We start from the raw sequence: 16,626 nt of genomic DNA on the forward strand, positions 1-16,626 counted from the left end.
CCCGATCGGGTTGATTTCGCGGATGCGGATGGGAGACCGTGGCAACCGAATCCGGTTTCCCGGCAGAGAGGTGGTGGGGTGCGCACGACGCGTGCCTGCGCTTGTGATTCCTTCCCCCGGTTCCCCCGCCCACCCGCGTGACACGGACGTCCGTACCGGTCCGACGTGGAAGGACGCCCCCTACCCGGTCGTGGTCCTCGACGCGAAGGGCACGGTCGTGGACCTGAACCCGCCCGCCCGGCTGGTGCTGGCGGACCACCACGACGGAGGCGGTCCACGGGACGTGGTGCCGTCCTGGCTGGCGGACGCGCACCGCCGCCTCACCGATGAGGCGGACGTCACACCGGCGGCCCCGCAGGCCGTCGGAGAGATCGGCGACCGGTTCTTCGAGGCACGTCCCGGCCCGCTCGCGGACGGGAGCGTCGTGTGGTGGCTGATGGACCGCACCGGCCACCGCCGGGCGGAGACGTCCCTGCGCAGCGCCCGGGAGCAGGCGGAGATCCGCGCCATGGTCTCCAGCACTCTGCTGGCGTCGTTGAACGTACCGCGCTGCGCGGAGGTCGCGGCGCAGCTGGCGGCCGAGCACCTCGCCGACGCCGCGCTGATCGTCCTGCCGCCCGTCGGCCGCCGCCACAGCGTCACCCACGCCCTGCGCGGCGGTCCCGCGGAGCACACCTCGCGCCAGTTCGACGCCCGTGACGTCCCGGGCCTGGACGAGGCCCTCCAGGGTTTCCCGCCGGTGCCCGCGCGCTGGATCGACCCCGGCGCCCTCCCCGACTGGGTCGTCCCGGAGGGCTTCGACGGGCCCGTCGGCTCCGTCATCGTCACACCGCTCCCCGGGCACGGGGTGTCCGCCGGCGCGCTGATCCTGCTCCGCGTCGGCACGGAGCGGGCCTTCACCCCGGACGAGGAGGCGTTCGCCCGGCTCTTCGCCGCACGCGCGGGCACCGCGCTGTCGGCCGCGCGCCTGTACGGCGAGCAGAGCGCGATCACCACCACGCTCATGCGGGAACTGCTGCCACCGGTCCTGGAGAACCTGCACGGGGTGGACTACGCGGGGCGCTACCGCGCCGCCAGCGACCACGAACGGATCGGCGGTGACTTCTACGACGTCCATCCCGGGGCGGACGCCTCGCAGGAGACCTTAGTGGTACTGGGCGACGTGGCCGGCAAGGGACTGGAGGCGGCGGTCCTCACCGGGAAGATCCGCAACACGCTGCACGCGCTGCTGCCCCTGGCCTCCGACCACCAGCAGGTCCTCACCCTGCTCAACGGGGCCCTGCTCACCTCGCACCACACCCGCTTCGCCACCATGGTGCTGGCCTCCGTCAGGCGCGAGGGCCGCCGGGTGCGTCTGAGACTGACCAGCGCCGGGCACATGCCCCCGCTCATCGTCCGCGCCGACGGCCGGGTCGAGGAGGCGACCACCCACGGCACCCTCGTCGGCGCGCTCCCCTCCGTCACGGTGCGGACGGCCGAGGAGGTGCTCGCGCCCGGGGAGACGTGCCTGCTCTACACCGACGGCATCACCGAGGCCCGCGGCGGGCCGCTGGGCAACGAACTGTTCGGGGAACGCCGTCTGCGGCAGGCGCTGGTGGAATGCGCCGGCCTGCCGGGGGAAGCGGTCGTGGAGCGGGTGCAGATGCTGGCCACCCAGTGGCTGGGCGGCGGCCACGACGACATGGCCGCCCTCGCCATCAGCGCACCGCGCACGGCGCCGCCCACGGGCACCGGCGAGACTCCCGGGAGGGACACGTGAGCACGAACCGCCCGTCGACCGCCGTTCTGCGCGACGAACTCTGGCGGGCGGTGCTCGAGGGCACCGAGTACGACGCCGTCGACGTGGTGCGCGCCGGGCTCGACGCGGGATGGGAGGAGGAGACCCTGCTGCTCGACGTCGTCGCGGCGGTGCAGAGGAAGATCGGTGCCGAATGGGCCGCCGACCGCATCACCGTCGCCCAGGAGCACGCCGCCACGGCCATCAACGAGCGCGTGATCGCCACCCTCGTCCACCGTCCGGCGGCGGGCAGGCCCGTCCCCCCGCACCGCGGGCGGGTGACGGTCACGTGCGTCGACGGCGAGTGGCACGCCTTCCCGGCCCGGCTCGTCGCCGAGGTCCTGCGGCTGCGGGGCTGGCAGGTGGACTACCTGGGCGCCCAGACGCCCACGCCCCACCTCGTCGCCCACCAGCACCACACCGGCTCCGACGCCGTCCTGCTCTCCGGGTCGATCCCCACCCACCTGCCGGCCGCGCACGCGGCCATCACCGCCTGCCAGGCCGTCGGAGTGCCCGTGCTCGCCGGGGGCAGGGCCTTCGGCGAGGACGGCCGGTTCGCGCGGGCCCTGGGCGCCGACGGGTGGGCCCCGGACGCCCGCGGCGCGGCCGCCGCGCTTCAGGCCGGTCTGCCGCGCCCCACGGCGGTCCGGCAGGCGGTCGACGACCTGCCGCACCTGGCGGACCAGGAGTACACGATGGTGGTCCGGTCCCGCAGCCGGCTGGTCAAACAGGTGCTGACGGACCTGGAGAGCCGGTTCCCGGCCATGCGCGGGTACGACGACGCGCAACGGGAGCGGACCGCGGAGGACCTGGTCCACATCCTCGACTTCCTGGCCACCGCCCTGTACCTGGACGACGCGGAGGTGTTCACCGAATTCCTGGGGTGGACCTCCGAGGTGCTCGCGGCACGGAGTGTTCCGGTGCACTCCCTGGTCACCGGGCTGGACATCCTCGCGGAGCAGTTGCACGACTTCCCCCGCGGCCTGCGCATCGTCCGCGAGGGCGCGGCCGGTCTCCGCGGCCTGTCCGCCGGACAGGCCGTCCGCGGCACCCCCGTATGAGCGCGCCGCACCCCCGTACGAGCGCGTCGCACGCCACCGGTGTCCGCCCCTCGGCGGACCCGCGGACGGCGACGCCGACCGTGCGCGTCGGGGGCGAACTCGACGACGCCTGCGGTGCGGAGCTGACCGCCGTCGTGGTGGCGCACCTGACCGGGCCGGCCCCGCCGCGTGCCGTGCGGCTGGACTTCCGCGACCTGGCGGGCATCGACCGGCTGGGACTGGCCGCGCTCCTCATGGTCGGCCGGCACAGCAGTGCCGCCCGTGCCGTCCTGCACCTGGACAGCCGGCCTCCCTTCCTGGAACGCCTCCTGCGGCTGACCAACGTCCTCGAACACCTCACCGCGACGGGGGCGGGAGCCGAGTAGTCCGGGTCCGGCCGCCGGTTCCCCGCCGGTCCGCGGGCCGCCGGCCCAGTGCGGCCAGGGACCGCAGCAGGGCGCCGCGTCCCCGGTCGGGCACCGTCCACAGGGTCTGTCCGCGCACCCCCCAGCGTTCCAGGAGGGCGTTGGCGGCGAGGAACCCGGTCGTCGCCGCGCGTTCCATCAGTGCGACGGGCAGGTCGGTGCGGACCAGGTCGCCGGCCATCGTCACGCCGGGCTCCGGGGTGCGTACCGTCGGCCGGTCGGTGTGGCCGCCCACGGGGAACAAGGGGCAGTCGGCCCGCCACTCGTGCCGGGCGTCGACGACCGTGGCCTCCCGTGTCTCCGGGTAGACGCGGTGCAGTTGTGCGGTCAGCCGCTTCCGCTCGACGTCCCGGGAGGCGTCCGGGTCCAGCGCGTACGCGTGGAGTTCGACCACGGAGCCCCCGGTGCGGGCGGCCCAGCGGGCCGCTTCGTCCTCGTAGCGGTCCAGCACGCTGATGTTGTCGAGGCCGGCGTATCCGCTCGTGCCCAGGAACGCGGGCCGGTCGGGTGCGACGGGCCGGTCCAGCCACAGCCGGCTGACCAGGAACGGCGGGGCGGTGCGCAGGCGGGCGACCCGTTCCCGCCACGGGTCGTCGCCCAGCCGGCCGGAGCGGGCGACCAGCGCGCGCAGTCCCGCGGCGTCGAGGGCGAGGACGACGGTGTCGTGACGGCTCTCCTCCCCGGTGGTGGCGACCTCGTAGCCGCCGTCGCCGGTGGGGGCGATGTGCTCGACGGCCGTGGCGGTGCGGATCCGGGCGCCGTGCCGGTGCAGGTAGCCGGCCAGGGGGTCCCACAGGGCGGCGGGGAAGGGCGCGTCGGGCACGTCGAACAGCAGCCCTTCGGCGGAGCCGAGGAAGTAGATGTGGAACATCAGGACCATCTCGGCGGCCGACAGCCGCCTGGGGTCGGCGAAGAAGCTGCGGGAGAACACCTCGAAGGCCAGGTGGCGGGCGCTGGGCGGGAAGCGCACGGCGTCGAGGAAGTCATGGGCGCTGACTTCGTCCAGGCGTTCGTACACCTCGGGCACGCGCACGTCGAGCAGGTCGAGGGCCGCGAGCGGTCTCATGCGGCGCAGGTCGCGTGCGCGGAAGGACGGGCTGAGGGCGACGAAGCCGAGCGCGCTCCACGGAGGGGTGCGCGGGACGTGGCGGAAGCCGTCCCGCGGTCCGTCGGCGTGCCGCAGCGGGTAGTCCGGCAGGCCGGTGAGCCGCTCCAGGCCGGGGTCGGTACGGCGCAGCAGGCCGCGCAGGTTGTAGTACTGGCGGAAGAAGGCGTGGAAGCCCCGGCTCATGGTCGCCGGGGTGCCGTCCGCCAGGCGGGTCGGCCAGCCGCCGACCCGTCCGCCCAGGAAGGGTTCGCGTTCGTAGAGCGTCACGGCCACGCCGCGCTCGGCCAGCGCGGTCGCCGCGGCCAGACCGGCGATGCCGCCGCCGACGACGGCGGTCGTCGGGCGGGCGCCCTCGATCCGGCGTGCCCCGGGCGGGGGTGTGAGCACCCGGGCGCGGCGGTCCCGGCCGTGCCGGGTGGCGTCCGGGCGGCGGAAGGGGGTCATCCCTCGTCCTCGCTCTCCGTGCGGGGCCGTCGGCCGACGAAGGTGTGGGTGATGCCCGTCTGCCATCCCGGCAGGGGCAGGGCGCGCACCGCTTCGAAGCCGGCCGCGCGCAGCCGGCCGGCGAAACGGCCGGCGGTGTCGAACTCCACGACGCTGCGCCACAGGTGGCGGTAGAGTCCGGCGTCCCCGAGCACGCCGGCCGCCGGCTGGACGATGCCGCGGCACACCAGGGTCCACACCGCGCGGTCCACGCGGCGTCCGCCGAGCGTGTACTCGTGCACGCCCAGTCTCCCGCCGGGGGTCAGCAGATCGCGCACGGTGGCGAGCACGGCGTCGGGATCGGAGAGGTTGCGGAAGAGGTAGGCCGCGAACACCGCGTCGAACGGCCCTTCCACCCCGGCCTCCGCCAGCCCTTCCGCCGGTGCCCGTACGAAGGTCACCCCGTCCGGCCAGGTTTTGGCGGCGGCCCGTTCGAGCATGCCGGCGGAGGCGTCCACGCCGGTGATCCGCGCGCCCGGCAGCACGGCGGCGAGTGCGGCGGTCGACGCGCCGGTGCCGCAGCCGAGGTCCAGGACGCGCAGTCCCTCGCCCCGCCGCGGCAGTCCCAGGCGGCGTGCCGAGCGGCGGAGGTGGGCGTGGTAGCCGGGGTTGGCGGCCACCAGGGTGTCGTAGCCGCGGGCGGCGTGGTCGAAGGCGGCGGCGAGGTCCTCGTCGCGCAGCAGGGTCATGCGGTCTCCTGGTGCAGAGGGGCCGGGTCAGGGGCCGTCGAACGGGCGGCGGGGCAGGGTGGGCAGTTCCAGCGCCGAGCGGAGCATCGGGCCGACGGGGGCGTGCAGGCCGACGGCGAGGTCCTCGTGGAGCCGGGTGCGGCCGTCCAGGAAGCGCAGCAGGCGCCGCATGGGCACGCGGGTGAAGAGCCGGGAGAACAGCGCGGGTCCGTCGGCCCGGCCGCTGTCCAGGGCGCGCAGCAGGACGGCGTCCATGGCCCGGGAGCGGGCCGAATGGGCGGGGGGCGGCACCGGTGTACGGCCCTGGTGGAGGGCGTCGGCGACGGCCCGCGTCTGTCGTTGGATCCCGGCGAAGGTGTAGCCGGTCGAGGGGCGGGTGGCGCCGCCCGCGGCACCGATGCGGAAGACGGAGGCACCGACCTGACGGGGGACCGCGGCGTCGGTCATCGGGATGACGCCCGTCTCGGTGGACAGGACCCGCAGTTCCCCCAGTCGGAGCACGTCCTCGGTGTACCGCCGTACCGCCGACTCGTATCCGTCGGCGGTGAGGGGGCGCCGGGAGAACTCGGTGTACTCCACCAGCGCCTCGCGGCGGCCGACGGGCAGGACGTAGCCGAAGGACAGTCCGCCGGCGGGCTGGGGGGTGCGGAAGTCCATCAGGTCGGCGGTCCGCGGGTCGAAGACCGGGCGGGCGGTGCGGACGAACCAGCCGTGGAAGTGCTGCAGCAAGGTGGTGCGGGCGGCCGGCAGGCTGCCGGGGGGACGCGAGTCGAACACCCAGCGGACCCGTAGGGACCGGGTGCGGCCGTCGGTGCCCCGCAGGTGCAGCAGGGCCCCTTCGCGCACGTCCTCCACGGTTTCGACGGTCGCCTCCAGCCGGCGGACGACCGGGCTGCCGGCCAGGTCGTGGCCGACCAGGTGCTCGAAGTCGTCGGACCGGATCATCTTGTAACGCAGCGGGGTGATGTCCCCCGCGATCGCGGGGCCGGAGGGGGGACGCACCCGCAGGTGCCGCCAGGCCGCCGTGACGGCGGCGTCGAAGCGGCCCGCGCCCGCTTCCCAGAAGCACCACGTGCGGCGCGGGGGGCGCAGCGGACCGGGCGGGGCGTCCACCAGGACGACCGACGGCGCCCGGGACCCCGGCGCGGTCCGCGACAGGCGGTGGGCCAGGGACAGTCCGGCGGCGCCCGCCCCGACGATCGCCACCTCGGCGTCCAGCACGACGGCACTCTCCTCCCGCTCCTCGGCACACGCGCCTCGTCAGCATTCCTGTTTGTGTGCCCGATCGGATTCAGGTCACTCGAACGTGTGACGAACCGCCACCGGTGAGACGGGGCACTCAGGGGGAAGGCATGCGGCGGCAGTTCGTCGGACCGTTCCGGCTCGTACCGCGTCCGCGCGTGGTGCGCGGGCGGAAGGGCATCGGGGACGGAACGATCGGCGTTCAGGACGAGAGGAACCGGGATGGGCCGCACGCAGGCGGAGGATCACGGCACGGCGGGGCCTCGGCTCGTCGAGGGCCCGGTGTCGGCGCGGGCCCGGCCCGACGGTGCGCGGTCCGGCGCCCGGTACGACGCGACGCGCACGGCGCGCCCGCCGTGGGACGAGGACGCGTCCGCCGTGGACCGGGACGTGGCCGGCGCGGTCGGACGCGTCCTCGACCACGTGCTGGCCGGCCGGGTGGAGCGCGCACGCGACCTGGACCCCCTGTTCGGCGACGACGTGGCCGGGCGCGTCGCGCGCTTCACCCGGGCGGGCGGCAAGCGCACCCGCTCGCGTTTCCTGTGGTGGACGCTGCGCGCCTGTGGCGGGGAGGGCGCCGCCCCGGTCGCGGCGGCCCTGCGGATCGGTGCGGCGCTCGAGCTGCTGCAGACCTGTGCGCTCGTCCACGACGACGTGATGGACGGCTCCGTGCTGCGCCGTGCGCGGCCCGCCCTCCACGTCGACGTCGCCGCCCAGTACGCGGACGCGGCACCGGCCGGGCGTGCCGAGCGCCTCGGCGGCGGGACCGCCGTCCTCGCCGGTGACCTGGCGCTCGCCTGGGCGGACGATCTCCTGGCCGAGGTCCCGCTGGAAGGCGGCACCGCGCGGACGGTGCGCCGGATCTGGAGCGACATGCGCACCGAGATGGTGGCCGGCCAGTACCTGGACCTGCACGGGCAGGCGACCGGGTCGCGGTCCCTGCCGCGCGCGCTGCGCACTGCCCGCCTCAAGAGCGCCCTGTACTCGGTCGAACGGCCGATCGCCCTCGGGGCCGCGCTCGCGGGCGCGGACGACGGCGTCACGGCGGCCCTGTGCGCGGCCGGGCGCTGTGTGGGCACGGCGTTCCAGCTCCGTGACGACCTCAGCGACGTGTTCGGTGATCCCCGGCGCACCGGAAAACCGGCGGGCGGGGACATCCGCGAGGGGAAACCGACCTGTCTGGTCGCGCTCGCCCACGCGCGCGCCACGGCCTCCGGCGACCGCCGGGCCCTGGACGTGCTCGAGCGCTCGCTCGGCCATGGGGCGCTCACCGGGGAGGGGCTGGAGGAGGTGCGGGAGGTGCTGGCCGGTACCGGGGCGCGGAGCGCGGTCGAGGCGATGATCGACCGTCTGGTGGCCCAGGGGCTGCGGCACGTCGACGATGCCCTCCTCGATCCGCGCGGCGGGGAGCGGCTGCGGCTGCTGCTGGCCTCCGCGGCGGGTGAGGGGCCCGCGCGGGACGCACACCCCCGCGGCACCCGGCCGCAGCCCGCACGGGAGGCCGGCCGGTGACGCGCACCGTGACGGGCCGCACGGATCATGTCGTCGTCGTGGGGGCCGGGCTGGCCGGGCTGTCGGCGGCGCTGCACCTGCTGGGCGCGGGCCGCCGCGTCACCGTCGTCGAGCGGGACGCGTCGCCCGGTGGACGCGCCGGGCGCCTGGACCTCGACGGCTACCGGATCGACACCGGTCCCACCGTGCTGACCATGCCCGACCTGGCCGACGAGCCGTTCGCCGCCGTCGGCGACAGTCTGCGGGACCGTGTGGAACTCGTGCCGCTGCACCCGGCGTACCGGGCCCGCTTCGCCGACGGGAGCAGCCTCGACGTGCACACCGGGGCCGAGGCGATGGCCACGGAGGTCGAGCGGTTCGCCGGCGCCCGTGAGGCCGCCGGCTATCTGCGGCTGCGCGACTGGCTGGAGCGGCTGTACCGGGCGCAGGCGCGCCGCTTCATCGACGCCAACTTCGACTCCCCGCTCGGCCTGCTGAACGCCGACCTCGCCCGGCTGGCGGCGCTGGGCGGTTTCGGACGGCTCGACGCGCGCATCGGGCGCTTCCTGCGGGACGAGCGGCTGCGCCGGGTCTTCTCCTTCCAGGCGCTGTACGCGGGTGTCCCGCCGGCCCGGGCGCTGGCCGCGTACGCGGTCATCTCCTACATGGACACCGTCGCCGGCGTGTACTTCCCGCGCGGCGGGATGCACGCGCTGCCCCGGGCCATGGCGGACGCCGCCGCCGACGCGGGCGCCGACCTGCGGTTCGGCCACGAGGTGACCCGGCTGGAACGCTCCGGCGAGCGGATCACCGCCGTCGTCACCGACCAGGGCCGCGTCCCCTGCGACGCGGTGGTCCTCACCCCCGACCTGCCCGTCGCCTACGCGCTCCTCGGCCGCGCGCCGCGGCGCCCCGTACGGCTGCGGCACTCCCCCTCCGCGGTCGTGCTGCACCTCGGCACCGACCGGACCTGGCCGCAGCTGGCGCACCACACCCTGTCCTTCGGCGCCGCCTGGCGCACCACCTTCGACGAGCTCACCCGCACCGGCCGGCTGATGAGCGACCCGTCGCTGCTCGTCACCCGGCCCACCGCGACCGACCCGTCCCTCGCCCCGCCGGGACGCCACCTGCACTACGTCCTCGCCCCGTGCCCCAACACCGACGTCGGTCCTGGTCCCGCCGCCTGGGGCGACCTGGCGCCGGGCTACCGGGACGCGCTGCTGCGGGAGCTGGAGCGGCGCGGGCTGGCCGGGCTCGGGGCCGCCGTGGAGGCGGAGTGCGTGGTGACGCCCGCCGACTGGCACGCGCGGGGGCACGCGGCCGGCACGCCGTTCGCCACGGCCCACACCTTCGCCCAGACGGGCCCGTTCCGGCCCCGCAACCTGGTCCGCGGCACCGGGAACGCCGTACTGGCCGGCTGCGGCACCACTCCCGGTGTCGGCGTGCCGACCGTGCTGCTGTCCGGGAAGCTGGCCGCGGCACGGATCACCGGCGGCCCGCGACCGCCGCGTCGCCCCCTCACCCCCACGCAGGAGGTCCCCGTATGACCGACCGTGAACTCGACGCGGCCGGCGTCACCGATCCGGTGCTGCGCGAGGCCTACCGCCACTGCCGCGCGCTCAACGCCCGGCACGGCAGGACGTACTTCCTCGCCACCCGGCTGCTGCCCGTCGAGCGGCGCCCCGCCGTGCACGCCCTGTACGGCTTCGCCCGCTGGGCCGACGACATCGTCGACGCGCTCGGCACGGGGGCGGACACCGCACGCCGGGACGCCGAACTCTCCGCGCTCCAGCGGGAACTCGACAAGGGCCTGCGGGACGGGAACAGCACCGAACCGGTGGTGCGGGCGGTCGCCGACACGGCGCGCCGGTACGGCATCGACCACGGGCACTTCGCCGACTTCATGACCGCCATGCGCTCCGACCTGGTGGTCACCGAGTACGCCGACTACGCGGCCCTGCGCCGGTACACGCACGGTTCGGCGGCGGTCATCGGGCTGCAGACGCTGCCCGTGCTCGGCACGGTCGTCCCGCGCGAGGCGGCCGCGCCGCACGCCGCGGCCCTCGGGGTCGCCTTCCAGCTGACCAACTTCCTGCGGGACGTGGGCGAGGACCTCGACCGGGGGCGGGTGTACCTGCCCGCGGACCTGCTCGCCGCGCACGGCGTCCACCGGGCGCTGCTGCGCTGGTGCCGGGAGACCGGCCGCCACGACCGGCGGGTCACCGCCGCGCTGAGGGAGTTCGAGGCGCTGACGCGGGGCGTGTACCGGGAGGCGGCACCGGGGCTCGCGATGCTGGAACCGGTGTCCCGGCCGTGCATCCGCGCGGCGTTCGTGCTGTACGGCGGGATCCTGGAGGCGGTGGCGCGGGACGGCTGGTCGGTGCTGCACCGGAGGGCGGTGGTGCCGCGCCGGCGGCGTGCCGTGGTGGCCGCGGACGGGCTCGCCCGGGTGGCCGCCGCCCGGCTGCGGGCCCGCGGCGGCGCCCGGCGCCCGGACGCCCGCCCGCTCACCCCGTGCCCGCCGGTTCCCGGGGAGGTCGCGTGAGCACCGGATCCGGGAAGGGGCGCCGCCGCCTGCCGCTGTCCCTGCGCCGGCACCCGGTGCCGTGGGAGCGGCAGCGTCCCACCTGGCGCGAGGCCCGGCCCGCCGTCATCGCCGGGGCGCTGAAGCGGGCGCTGGCACGTCCGTCCGGCAACTGGTACGTCGTCGGCGCCTCCCGCGACGCGGGCGGTGACCGTCCGCTGGCGCGGACCGTGGCGGGGCAGGAGGTGGTGGTGTGGCGGGACGCGGTCGGCCGTCCGGTCGCCGGGCCCGGGATCTGCCCGCACCTGGGCGCTCCGCTGCGGGACAGTCCGGTGCGCTGCGGCACGCTGGTGTGCCACTGGCACGGGCTCGCCCTGGACGGCGGGTCCTTCGCGGGCTGGGAGCCGTTCCCGGCGTACGACGACGGTGTCCTGCTGTGGGTCCGGCTGGACGCGGTGGGCGGCGAGGCGCCGCTGGACGCGCCGGTGGTGCCGCCGCGGCCGGACCCGGCGCGCGCCCTGACGGCGGTGTACACCGGCGTGGGGGTCTGTGAGCCCGAGGACGTGGTGGCCAACCGTCTGGACCCCTGGCACGGGGCCTGGTTCCACCCCTACTCGTTCGTCGACCTCACCGTGGCCGGCGCGCCGGACGGGAGCGGGGACGGGGACGGGGACGGCTTCACCGTGGACGTGTCCTTCAAGGTGGCGGGACGGCTGGTGGTCCCGGTGCGGGCGGTGTTCACCGCTCCCGAGCCGCGCACGGTCGTCATGCGCATCACCGAGGGCGAGGGGGTGGGGTCCGTGGTGGAGACGCACGCCACTCCCCTGGGGCCCGACGACCGCGGGCGGCCCCGGACGGCGGTCGTCGAGGCGGTGGTGGCGGCGTCCGGCCGTCCGGGGTTCGCCCTGGCGCGCGGCGCGGCGCCGCTGCTGCGTCCGCTCGTACGGGCCGCCGCCGGGCGGCTGTGGCGCGACGACCTGGCCTACGCGGAGCGCCGCTGGTCGTTGCGTTCCTCGGGGCGTTTCCCGGGCTGAGCGGACGCACCCGGTCAGGTGCGTGTCCGGGCCCGGTCGGCCTCGCCGCCGGCGCCGAGGAGCCCGGTGTGCCGCATCGGGTCCTCGGCCTCCAGCCGGGCCAGTTCCCGGCGGGCCACCCGCAGTACGACCGGGGGCAGCGCGGCACGCGCCGCCTGTGCCAGGCGCAGCCAGCGGGGCACGTAGACGGCCGTGCTGCGGTGTTCCACCGCGGCGGCGAGCCGGGCGGCGACCTGGTCCGCCGGGTACAGGCGCCGGGCCGGCGGCGGCATGTGGCCGCGCAGCTCCCGCAGTACGGGATGGCTGTCCGCGTCGCGGATCATGTCGGTGTCGGTCCAGTTCACGTAGCCGATGCCGACGGCGACGCCGTGGTGCGCCACCTCGGCGCGCAGGGAGTGGGCGAAGGCCTCCACGCCCGCCTTGGAGGCGCAGTAGGCGCTCATCATCGGGGCGGCGCCGATCGAGGCCAGCGAGGCGACCTGGAGGTAGTAGCCCTTCGTCGCCAGCAGACCCGGCAGGAAGGCGCGGGCGGTGGCCGCGCTGCCGGTGAGGTTGACGTCGATCACGCGGCGCCACAGGGCCGGGTCCGAGGTGACGAACGGGCCGCCCTCCGCGACACCGGCGTTGGCGACGACGGCGGAGGGAGTGCCGAGGTGTGTCCTGACCTGTTCGGCGGCCCGCTCCAGCGCGGCGTCGTCGGTGATGTCGAGCTCGCCCACCCACGTCCGCGTGGGCAGGCTCCGCGCCACCGCTTCCAGCCCGGACCGCTCGTGGCCGAGCAGCGCGATCCGGGCACCGCGCCCGGCGAGGTCGCGGGCCAGGGCCGCGCCGATCCCGCGTGCGGCGCCCGTGACCACGACGGTGCGGCCGCGCAGCGGGCCGCCGTTCACCGTCCGTTCCCTTCGCCGGGCCGCGGGCCGGTGCCGGGGCGGGCGGTGTGGTCGGGGTGGCCGGCGGTCCGGCGGGCCTCCTTCATCTCGGCCTCGTAGAGGTGGTCCCGGCCCTCGGCCAGTTCCTCGACGGCGGCCTGTTCGAGCTCCCTGAACGGGCGGTAGTACGTGGCGTCGTAGGCCTCGACGACCTGGAACGTCCAGTGACCTGGAATCACGTTGCGGCCCAGCACCTGGGTGCGCACCGTCTCCGCCCAGTCCGGGTGCCCGGCCTTGTGCAGCAGTTCGACCGTCCGGTCGAGTTCGAGGTCGGCGGTGCCGGTGAGCTGGTGGAAGCTGTAGAGGTGGCCGCGAGCCCGCTCGGTCGTCTCCAGTGCCTTCGACAGTGAGCCGAGCGCCTCCACCGTCTCGTCGCTCACGCCTTCGGGGCGCCGGTGGGCGCGGTCGGGGCCGTCGTCGTGTGGGGTCATCGTCCCGCCTCTGTCGGTCGTGGTCGTGGGGATCGTGCGCGCCGGTCATCCACCGCCGCTGCCGCCCTTGCCGGGTTGCCGGCGGCCGGTGCGGTCGCGGCGGGCCAGCAGCCGCTGTGCCCCGGCCAGGCCCGGCGCGAGGGACCGGCGCAGCGCGGCGCGTGCGGCGTTGGCGCCCGGCGCTCCGTGCACGCCGCCGCCCGGGTGGGCGCCGGCGGACGCCAGGTACAGGCCCTTGACGGGGGTCTCGGGCCGCCCGGTGCCGGGGGCCGGGCGGAAGAACAGCTGCTGGTGCATGGCCGTGGTGCCGCCGTTGATGGCACCGCCGTACAGGTTCCGGTCGAGGGCCTGAAGGGCGGGCGGGGCGAGGACGCGCCGGGCCCGGATCCTGGACCGGAAGCCGGGCGCGAAGCGTTCCACCTGGCGCTCCACCCGGTCGGCCATGAGTTCCCGCTCCTTGACGTCCCAGGAACCGGTGAGCGAGTCCTCGCCCGCGTCGCCGGTGATGTCGTGGGGCACGTGGGTGTAGGCCCACGCGGACTCGGTGCCCCGCGGGGAGCGGGACGGGTCGGCGGTCGTCATCTGGCCGAACAGGCAGAAGGGGCGGTCCGGGACGGTGCCGGTGGCGAGCTGGGCGGCGAAGCGGGTGAGTTCGTCGAGGCCGTCCGCGAGGTGGACGGTGCCGGCGCCCGCGGCCTGCTCGCAGCTCCAGGGCACCGGGCCGTCCAGCGCCCAGTCGACCTTGAAGGTGGCGAAGTCCCACTGGAAGCGCCGCAGGTCGTCCAGTGTCTGGGCGGGAACGTCCTCGGGGCCGAGGAGTTCGCGGTACAGGGCGGGCACGGCGACGTCCGCGAGGACGGCGCGGCCTGCCGCGAACGTCTCGCCGTCGGCCGTGCGCACCCCCGTCGCCCGGCCGTCGCGTACGAGGATCCGGTCGGCGTGTCTGCCGCAGCGCAGCACCCCGCCGCGCGACTCCAGTCGGCGTACCAGGGCCTCGGTGAGGGCTCCGGCGCCGCCGGCCGGCACGGGGAAGCCGTAGGTCTGTCCGAGCATCGTCATCAGCCAGCCGAAGCCGCCGCTGCCCGCGGCCTCCGGTGCCAGGTCGGCGTGGAGGGCGTTCCCGGCCAGCAGCAGTCCTCCGCCCTCGCCCCGGAACTCCTCCTCCGCCATCCGGCGCACCGGCAGGACCAGGGTGCGCGCCATGCGCAGCCCGCCCGTGCCGCGCAGTTTGACGGCCAGCCGGAGCCCGGAACGGACGGGCGGGAAGGGGGTGAACAGGGCGTCCAGGAGGTCCGGCCTGAGGTTCTCCCACATGTCGTGCAGACGGTGCCAGGCGGCCCCGTCGCCTGGTGCGAAGGCCTCCAGCGAGTCGGCGGTGACGTCGACGCGACGGTCGAGGACCGCGCACCGGCCGTCGCTCAGGGGGTGTGCGACCACGTGCGGGGCGTGGCTCCAGCGCAGCCCGTGACGCTCCAGGTGCAGTCCGGAGACGACCGGGGAGGCGGCGGCGAGCGGGTAGAAGGAGCTGCAGAGGTCGCTGACGAACTCGGGGTCGGTGCCCCGGTCGTGGCGCACGGCGCCGCCGGGCTCCGGCTGCTCCTCCAGTACCTCGACGCTCCAGCCGGCGTCGGCGAGCAGGTTGGCCGCGACCAGTCCGTTGGGGCCGGCCCCGATCACCACGGCGTCAGGCACGGGCGCCTCCGTCGTCGGGGACCGGTGACACCACCTGGCCGAGGGGACGGCGCCCCTCGGCCTCGGCCGCGTCCGCCTCACAGATCTTCGCCAGCCTGGCGAGCATGGCGCGGTGGCGGATCTGGATCAGGGCCTCCACGGCCGCGTTGTGCACCGTGCCGCCGGCGCCCCGCAGGGGGTGTTCGTCCACGATGACCAGGCAGTGGTCGCCCCAGGGGCGCAGTTCGACGGCGATGCGGGCCGTGCCGAGGGGGCCGGCCTTGGCCTCGAGTTCCAGTGCCTCGCCGGGCACGCAGCGCCGGACGACGGTCTCATTGGACAGGCGCAGGGGTCCGAGCCGCACCTCGAAGCCGATCGCCGAGCCGAGCTGCGGCCAGTGGCCGCGCACCGGTTTCGACGAGGAGGTGCCCACGACCCAGTCCGCGTACCGGGTGCCGTCCTCCAGGACGGACCAGACGGACTGCGGGCTCGTCCTGATCAGGTGATGGCGGACCGCCACTTCGGCCTCCCGTGTCCGTGAGTGATGTCGGTCAGCACTGAGTGCCCCTCCTCGGTGAGGTCAACCGGGGGCGTGGCCGGTGCTTGCGGGTGCCCCGTGCTGGTGAGGTCGGGGGGCGCGCGGCCCGGCGTTTGCGAGGTGCCCCGTGTTGGTGTGGGCCGGGGCGGGGTTGCGCGGCCCGGCGCTTGCGGGGTGCCGTCGCGCCCACCCGTGCCGCCCTGCGGCACGACTGCCCGCGGCTGACGCGGCCGGCGCGGCTGACGCGGTCGGCGCAGTCGACACGACTGACGCAGTCGACACGACTGACGCGGTCGGCGTGGCTGACGCGGTCGGCGTGGCTGACGCGGTCGGCGTAGTCGGCGCGGCTGGGGTCAGGGGGTCGTGTCGCGGACCGGGGGCAGGGCCCAGCGGATGACCGCGGTGACGGCGGTGCCGAGGGGGCGTACGCAGACGCCCTCGGCCGGGGGTATGCGGGGCAGCCACAGCGCGCGGGAGGCCCAGCCGGGCAGCAGGGACACGGCGTTGGCGGCGAGGACGCCGTACGGCAGCCGGGCGAGCAGCGGTACGGGCGGGGTGAGCAGCAGGAAGCGGGCGGTGGAGCGCGCCTCGCGGGTGGCGCGCAGTTCGCCGCGGTAGGCGGCCAGCCGCTCGGCGAGTCCGGCGCGGTCGACCGGCGGGTCGGGCACGCCGAGCGCGGTGGCGACGCGCGCCATGTCGGCGACGTACGCGTCGCAGCCCTCGTCGTCCAGGGGGCGGGCGCCGTAGCGCTGGTGGGCGCGCAGGAACATGTCGACCTCGGCGATGTGCACCCAGCACAGCAGACGGGGGTCCGACGCCCGGTACTCCTCACCGTCGGCGGTGGTGCCGCGCACCGTCTCGTGGACGGCCCGCACCCGGTCGACGGCCCGCTGGGCGCTGTCGGCGGTGCCGTACGTGGTGGCTGCGAGGAAGGTGCTGGTTCGCTGCAGGCGCCCCCAGGGGTCGCCGCGGAACCCGGAGTGCCCGGCGACGGCGGCCATGGCCAGCGGGTGGAGCGACTGCAGCAGCAGGGCCGACAGTCCGCCGATGAACATCGACGCGTCCCCGTGCACCCTCCTGACCGGCCGGTCGGGACCGTACCAGCGCGGGCCGGGCGTGGCGTGGATGCGTGCGCGGTGGTCCGGTCCGTCCGGGCCCGCGACCCGGGAGAAGATCGCCTGGCCGATCCGGTCGCGCAGCACCGCGCCGCCTTCCGTCAGCACTCCCATGGCTCGCCCCACTTC

General features: G+C 75.9%; 15 protein-coding genes. 7 read left to right on the forward strand and 8 right to left on the reverse strand.

Going from position 1 to position 16,626, the window contains the following annotated elements; all coding sequences use genetic code 11:
* Positions 1–91 precede the first annotated feature (91 nt).
* The 3 genes from ACH5AO_RS14835 to ACH5AO_RS14845 are packed head-to-tail and all read left to right on the forward strand — an operon-like array spanning position 92 to position 3,203.
* The gene (locus ACH5AO_RS14835; protein ID WP_398924641.1) at positions 92–1,759 is read left to right on the forward strand and encodes a PP2C family protein-serine/threonine phosphatase; all 1,668 of its coding nucleotides are present in this window, start codon (positions 92–94) and stop codon (positions 1,757–1,759) included.
* Positions 1,756–2,838 (forward strand): B12-binding domain-containing protein, encoded by a 1,083-nt coding sequence (locus ACH5AO_RS14840; protein WP_398924642.1) that lies wholly within the window; start codon positions 1,756–1,758, stop codon positions 2,836–2,838. The genes ACH5AO_RS14835 and ACH5AO_RS14840 overlap by 4 nt, the downstream gene beginning before the upstream one ends.
* Positions 2,835–3,203: an STAS domain-containing protein gene (locus ACH5AO_RS14845; protein ID WP_398924643.1), complete on the forward strand. Its 369-nt coding sequence runs from the start codon at positions 2,835–2,837 to the stop codon at positions 3,201–3,203. The genes ACH5AO_RS14840 and ACH5AO_RS14845 overlap by 4 nt, the downstream gene beginning before the upstream one ends.
* On the opposite strand, the gene ACH5AO_RS14850 is transcribed toward ACH5AO_RS14845, so the two are convergent.
* From ACH5AO_RS14850 to ACH5AO_RS14860, 3 genes are read right to left on the reverse strand one after another with little or no spacing between them, the layout of a single operon-like run.
* Complete coding sequence (locus tag ACH5AO_RS14850; protein WP_398924644.1) at positions 3,175–4,794, reverse strand: FAD-dependent oxidoreductase; 1,620 nt, start codon at positions 4,792–4,794, stop codon at positions 3,175–3,177. The two genes, ACH5AO_RS14845 and ACH5AO_RS14850, sit on opposite strands and share 29 nt — an antisense overlap.
* A complete protein-coding gene (locus ACH5AO_RS14855) occupies positions 4,791–5,522 on the reverse strand; it encodes a methyltransferase (protein ID WP_398924645.1) in 732 nt (243 codons plus the stop codon). The genes ACH5AO_RS14850 and ACH5AO_RS14855 overlap by 4 nt, the downstream gene beginning before the upstream one ends.
* Before the next feature lie 27 nt (positions 5,523–5,549).
* Complete coding sequence (locus ACH5AO_RS14860) at positions 5,550–6,743, reverse strand: lycopene cyclase family protein (protein WP_398924646.1); 1,194 nt, start codon at positions 6,741–6,743, stop codon at positions 5,550–5,552.
* 243 nt (positions 6,744–6,986) lie between these two features.
* Between ACH5AO_RS14860 and ACH5AO_RS14865 the strand changes: the two genes are divergently transcribed.
* Genes ACH5AO_RS14865 through ACH5AO_RS14880 form a run of 4 tightly spaced genes read left to right on the forward strand, consistent with a single transcriptional unit; the run spans position 6,987 to position 11,813 of the window.
* Positions 6,987–8,276, forward strand: a complete 1,290-nt coding sequence (locus ACH5AO_RS14865) for a polyprenyl synthetase family protein (RefSeq protein WP_398924647.1) — start codon at positions 6,987–6,989, stop codon at positions 8,274–8,276.
* A complete protein-coding gene (locus ACH5AO_RS14870) occupies positions 8,273–9,802 on the forward strand; it encodes a phytoene desaturase (RefSeq protein WP_398924648.1) in 1,530 nt (509 codons plus the stop codon). Before ACH5AO_RS14865 ends, ACH5AO_RS14870 begins: the two co-directional genes overlap by 4 nt.
* Positions 9,799–10,800 (forward strand): phytoene/squalene synthase family protein, encoded by a 1,002-nt coding sequence (locus ACH5AO_RS14875; RefSeq protein WP_398924649.1) that lies wholly within the window; start codon positions 9,799–9,801, stop codon positions 10,798–10,800. Before ACH5AO_RS14870 ends, ACH5AO_RS14875 begins: the two co-directional genes overlap by 4 nt.
* Complete coding sequence (locus ACH5AO_RS14880; protein ID WP_398924650.1) at positions 10,797–11,813, forward strand: DUF5914 domain-containing protein; 1,017 nt, start codon at positions 10,797–10,799, stop codon at positions 11,811–11,813. Before ACH5AO_RS14875 ends, ACH5AO_RS14880 begins: the two co-directional genes overlap by 4 nt.
* Before the next feature lie 14 nt (positions 11,814–11,827).
* Here ACH5AO_RS14880 and ACH5AO_RS14885 read toward each other — a convergent pair whose 3' ends face one another.
* The 5 genes from ACH5AO_RS14885 to ACH5AO_RS14905 form a co-directional block, all read right to left on the reverse strand.
* A complete protein-coding gene (locus tag ACH5AO_RS14885; RefSeq protein WP_398924651.1) occupies positions 11,828–12,703 on the reverse strand; it encodes an SDR family oxidoreductase in 876 nt (291 codons plus the stop codon).
* Positions 12,700–13,173 carry a hypothetical protein gene (locus ACH5AO_RS14890; RefSeq protein ID WP_398924652.1) on the reverse strand — a complete coding sequence of 158 codons (474 nt, stop codon included), beginning with the start codon at positions 13,171–13,173 and terminating at the stop codon, positions 12,700–12,702. The genes ACH5AO_RS14885 and ACH5AO_RS14890 overlap by 4 nt, the downstream gene beginning before the upstream one ends.
* Before the next feature lie 45 nt (positions 13,174–13,218).
* A complete protein-coding gene (locus ACH5AO_RS14895; protein ID WP_398924653.1) occupies positions 13,219–14,865 on the reverse strand; it encodes a phytoene desaturase family protein in 1,647 nt (548 codons plus the stop codon).
* The gene (locus tag ACH5AO_RS14900) at positions 14,858–15,364 is read right to left on the reverse strand and encodes an SRPBCC family protein (RefSeq protein ID WP_398924654.1); all 507 of its coding nucleotides are present in this window, start codon (positions 15,362–15,364) and stop codon (positions 14,858–14,860) included. The genes ACH5AO_RS14895 and ACH5AO_RS14900 overlap by 8 nt, the downstream gene beginning before the upstream one ends.
* Before the next feature lie 371 nt (positions 15,365–15,735).
* Positions 15,736–16,611, reverse strand: coding sequence for an oxygenase MpaB family protein (locus tag ACH5AO_RS14905; RefSeq protein WP_398924655.1), 876 nt, complete (start codon positions 16,609–16,611; stop codon positions 15,736–15,738).
* Between the last annotated feature and the right edge of the window lie 15 nt (positions 16,612–16,626).

The sequence above is a fragment of the Streptomyces sp. NPDC018964 genome (assembly GCF_044390325.1).
Lineage (GTDB): Bacteria > Actinomycetota > Actinomycetes > Streptomycetales > Streptomycetaceae > Streptomyces.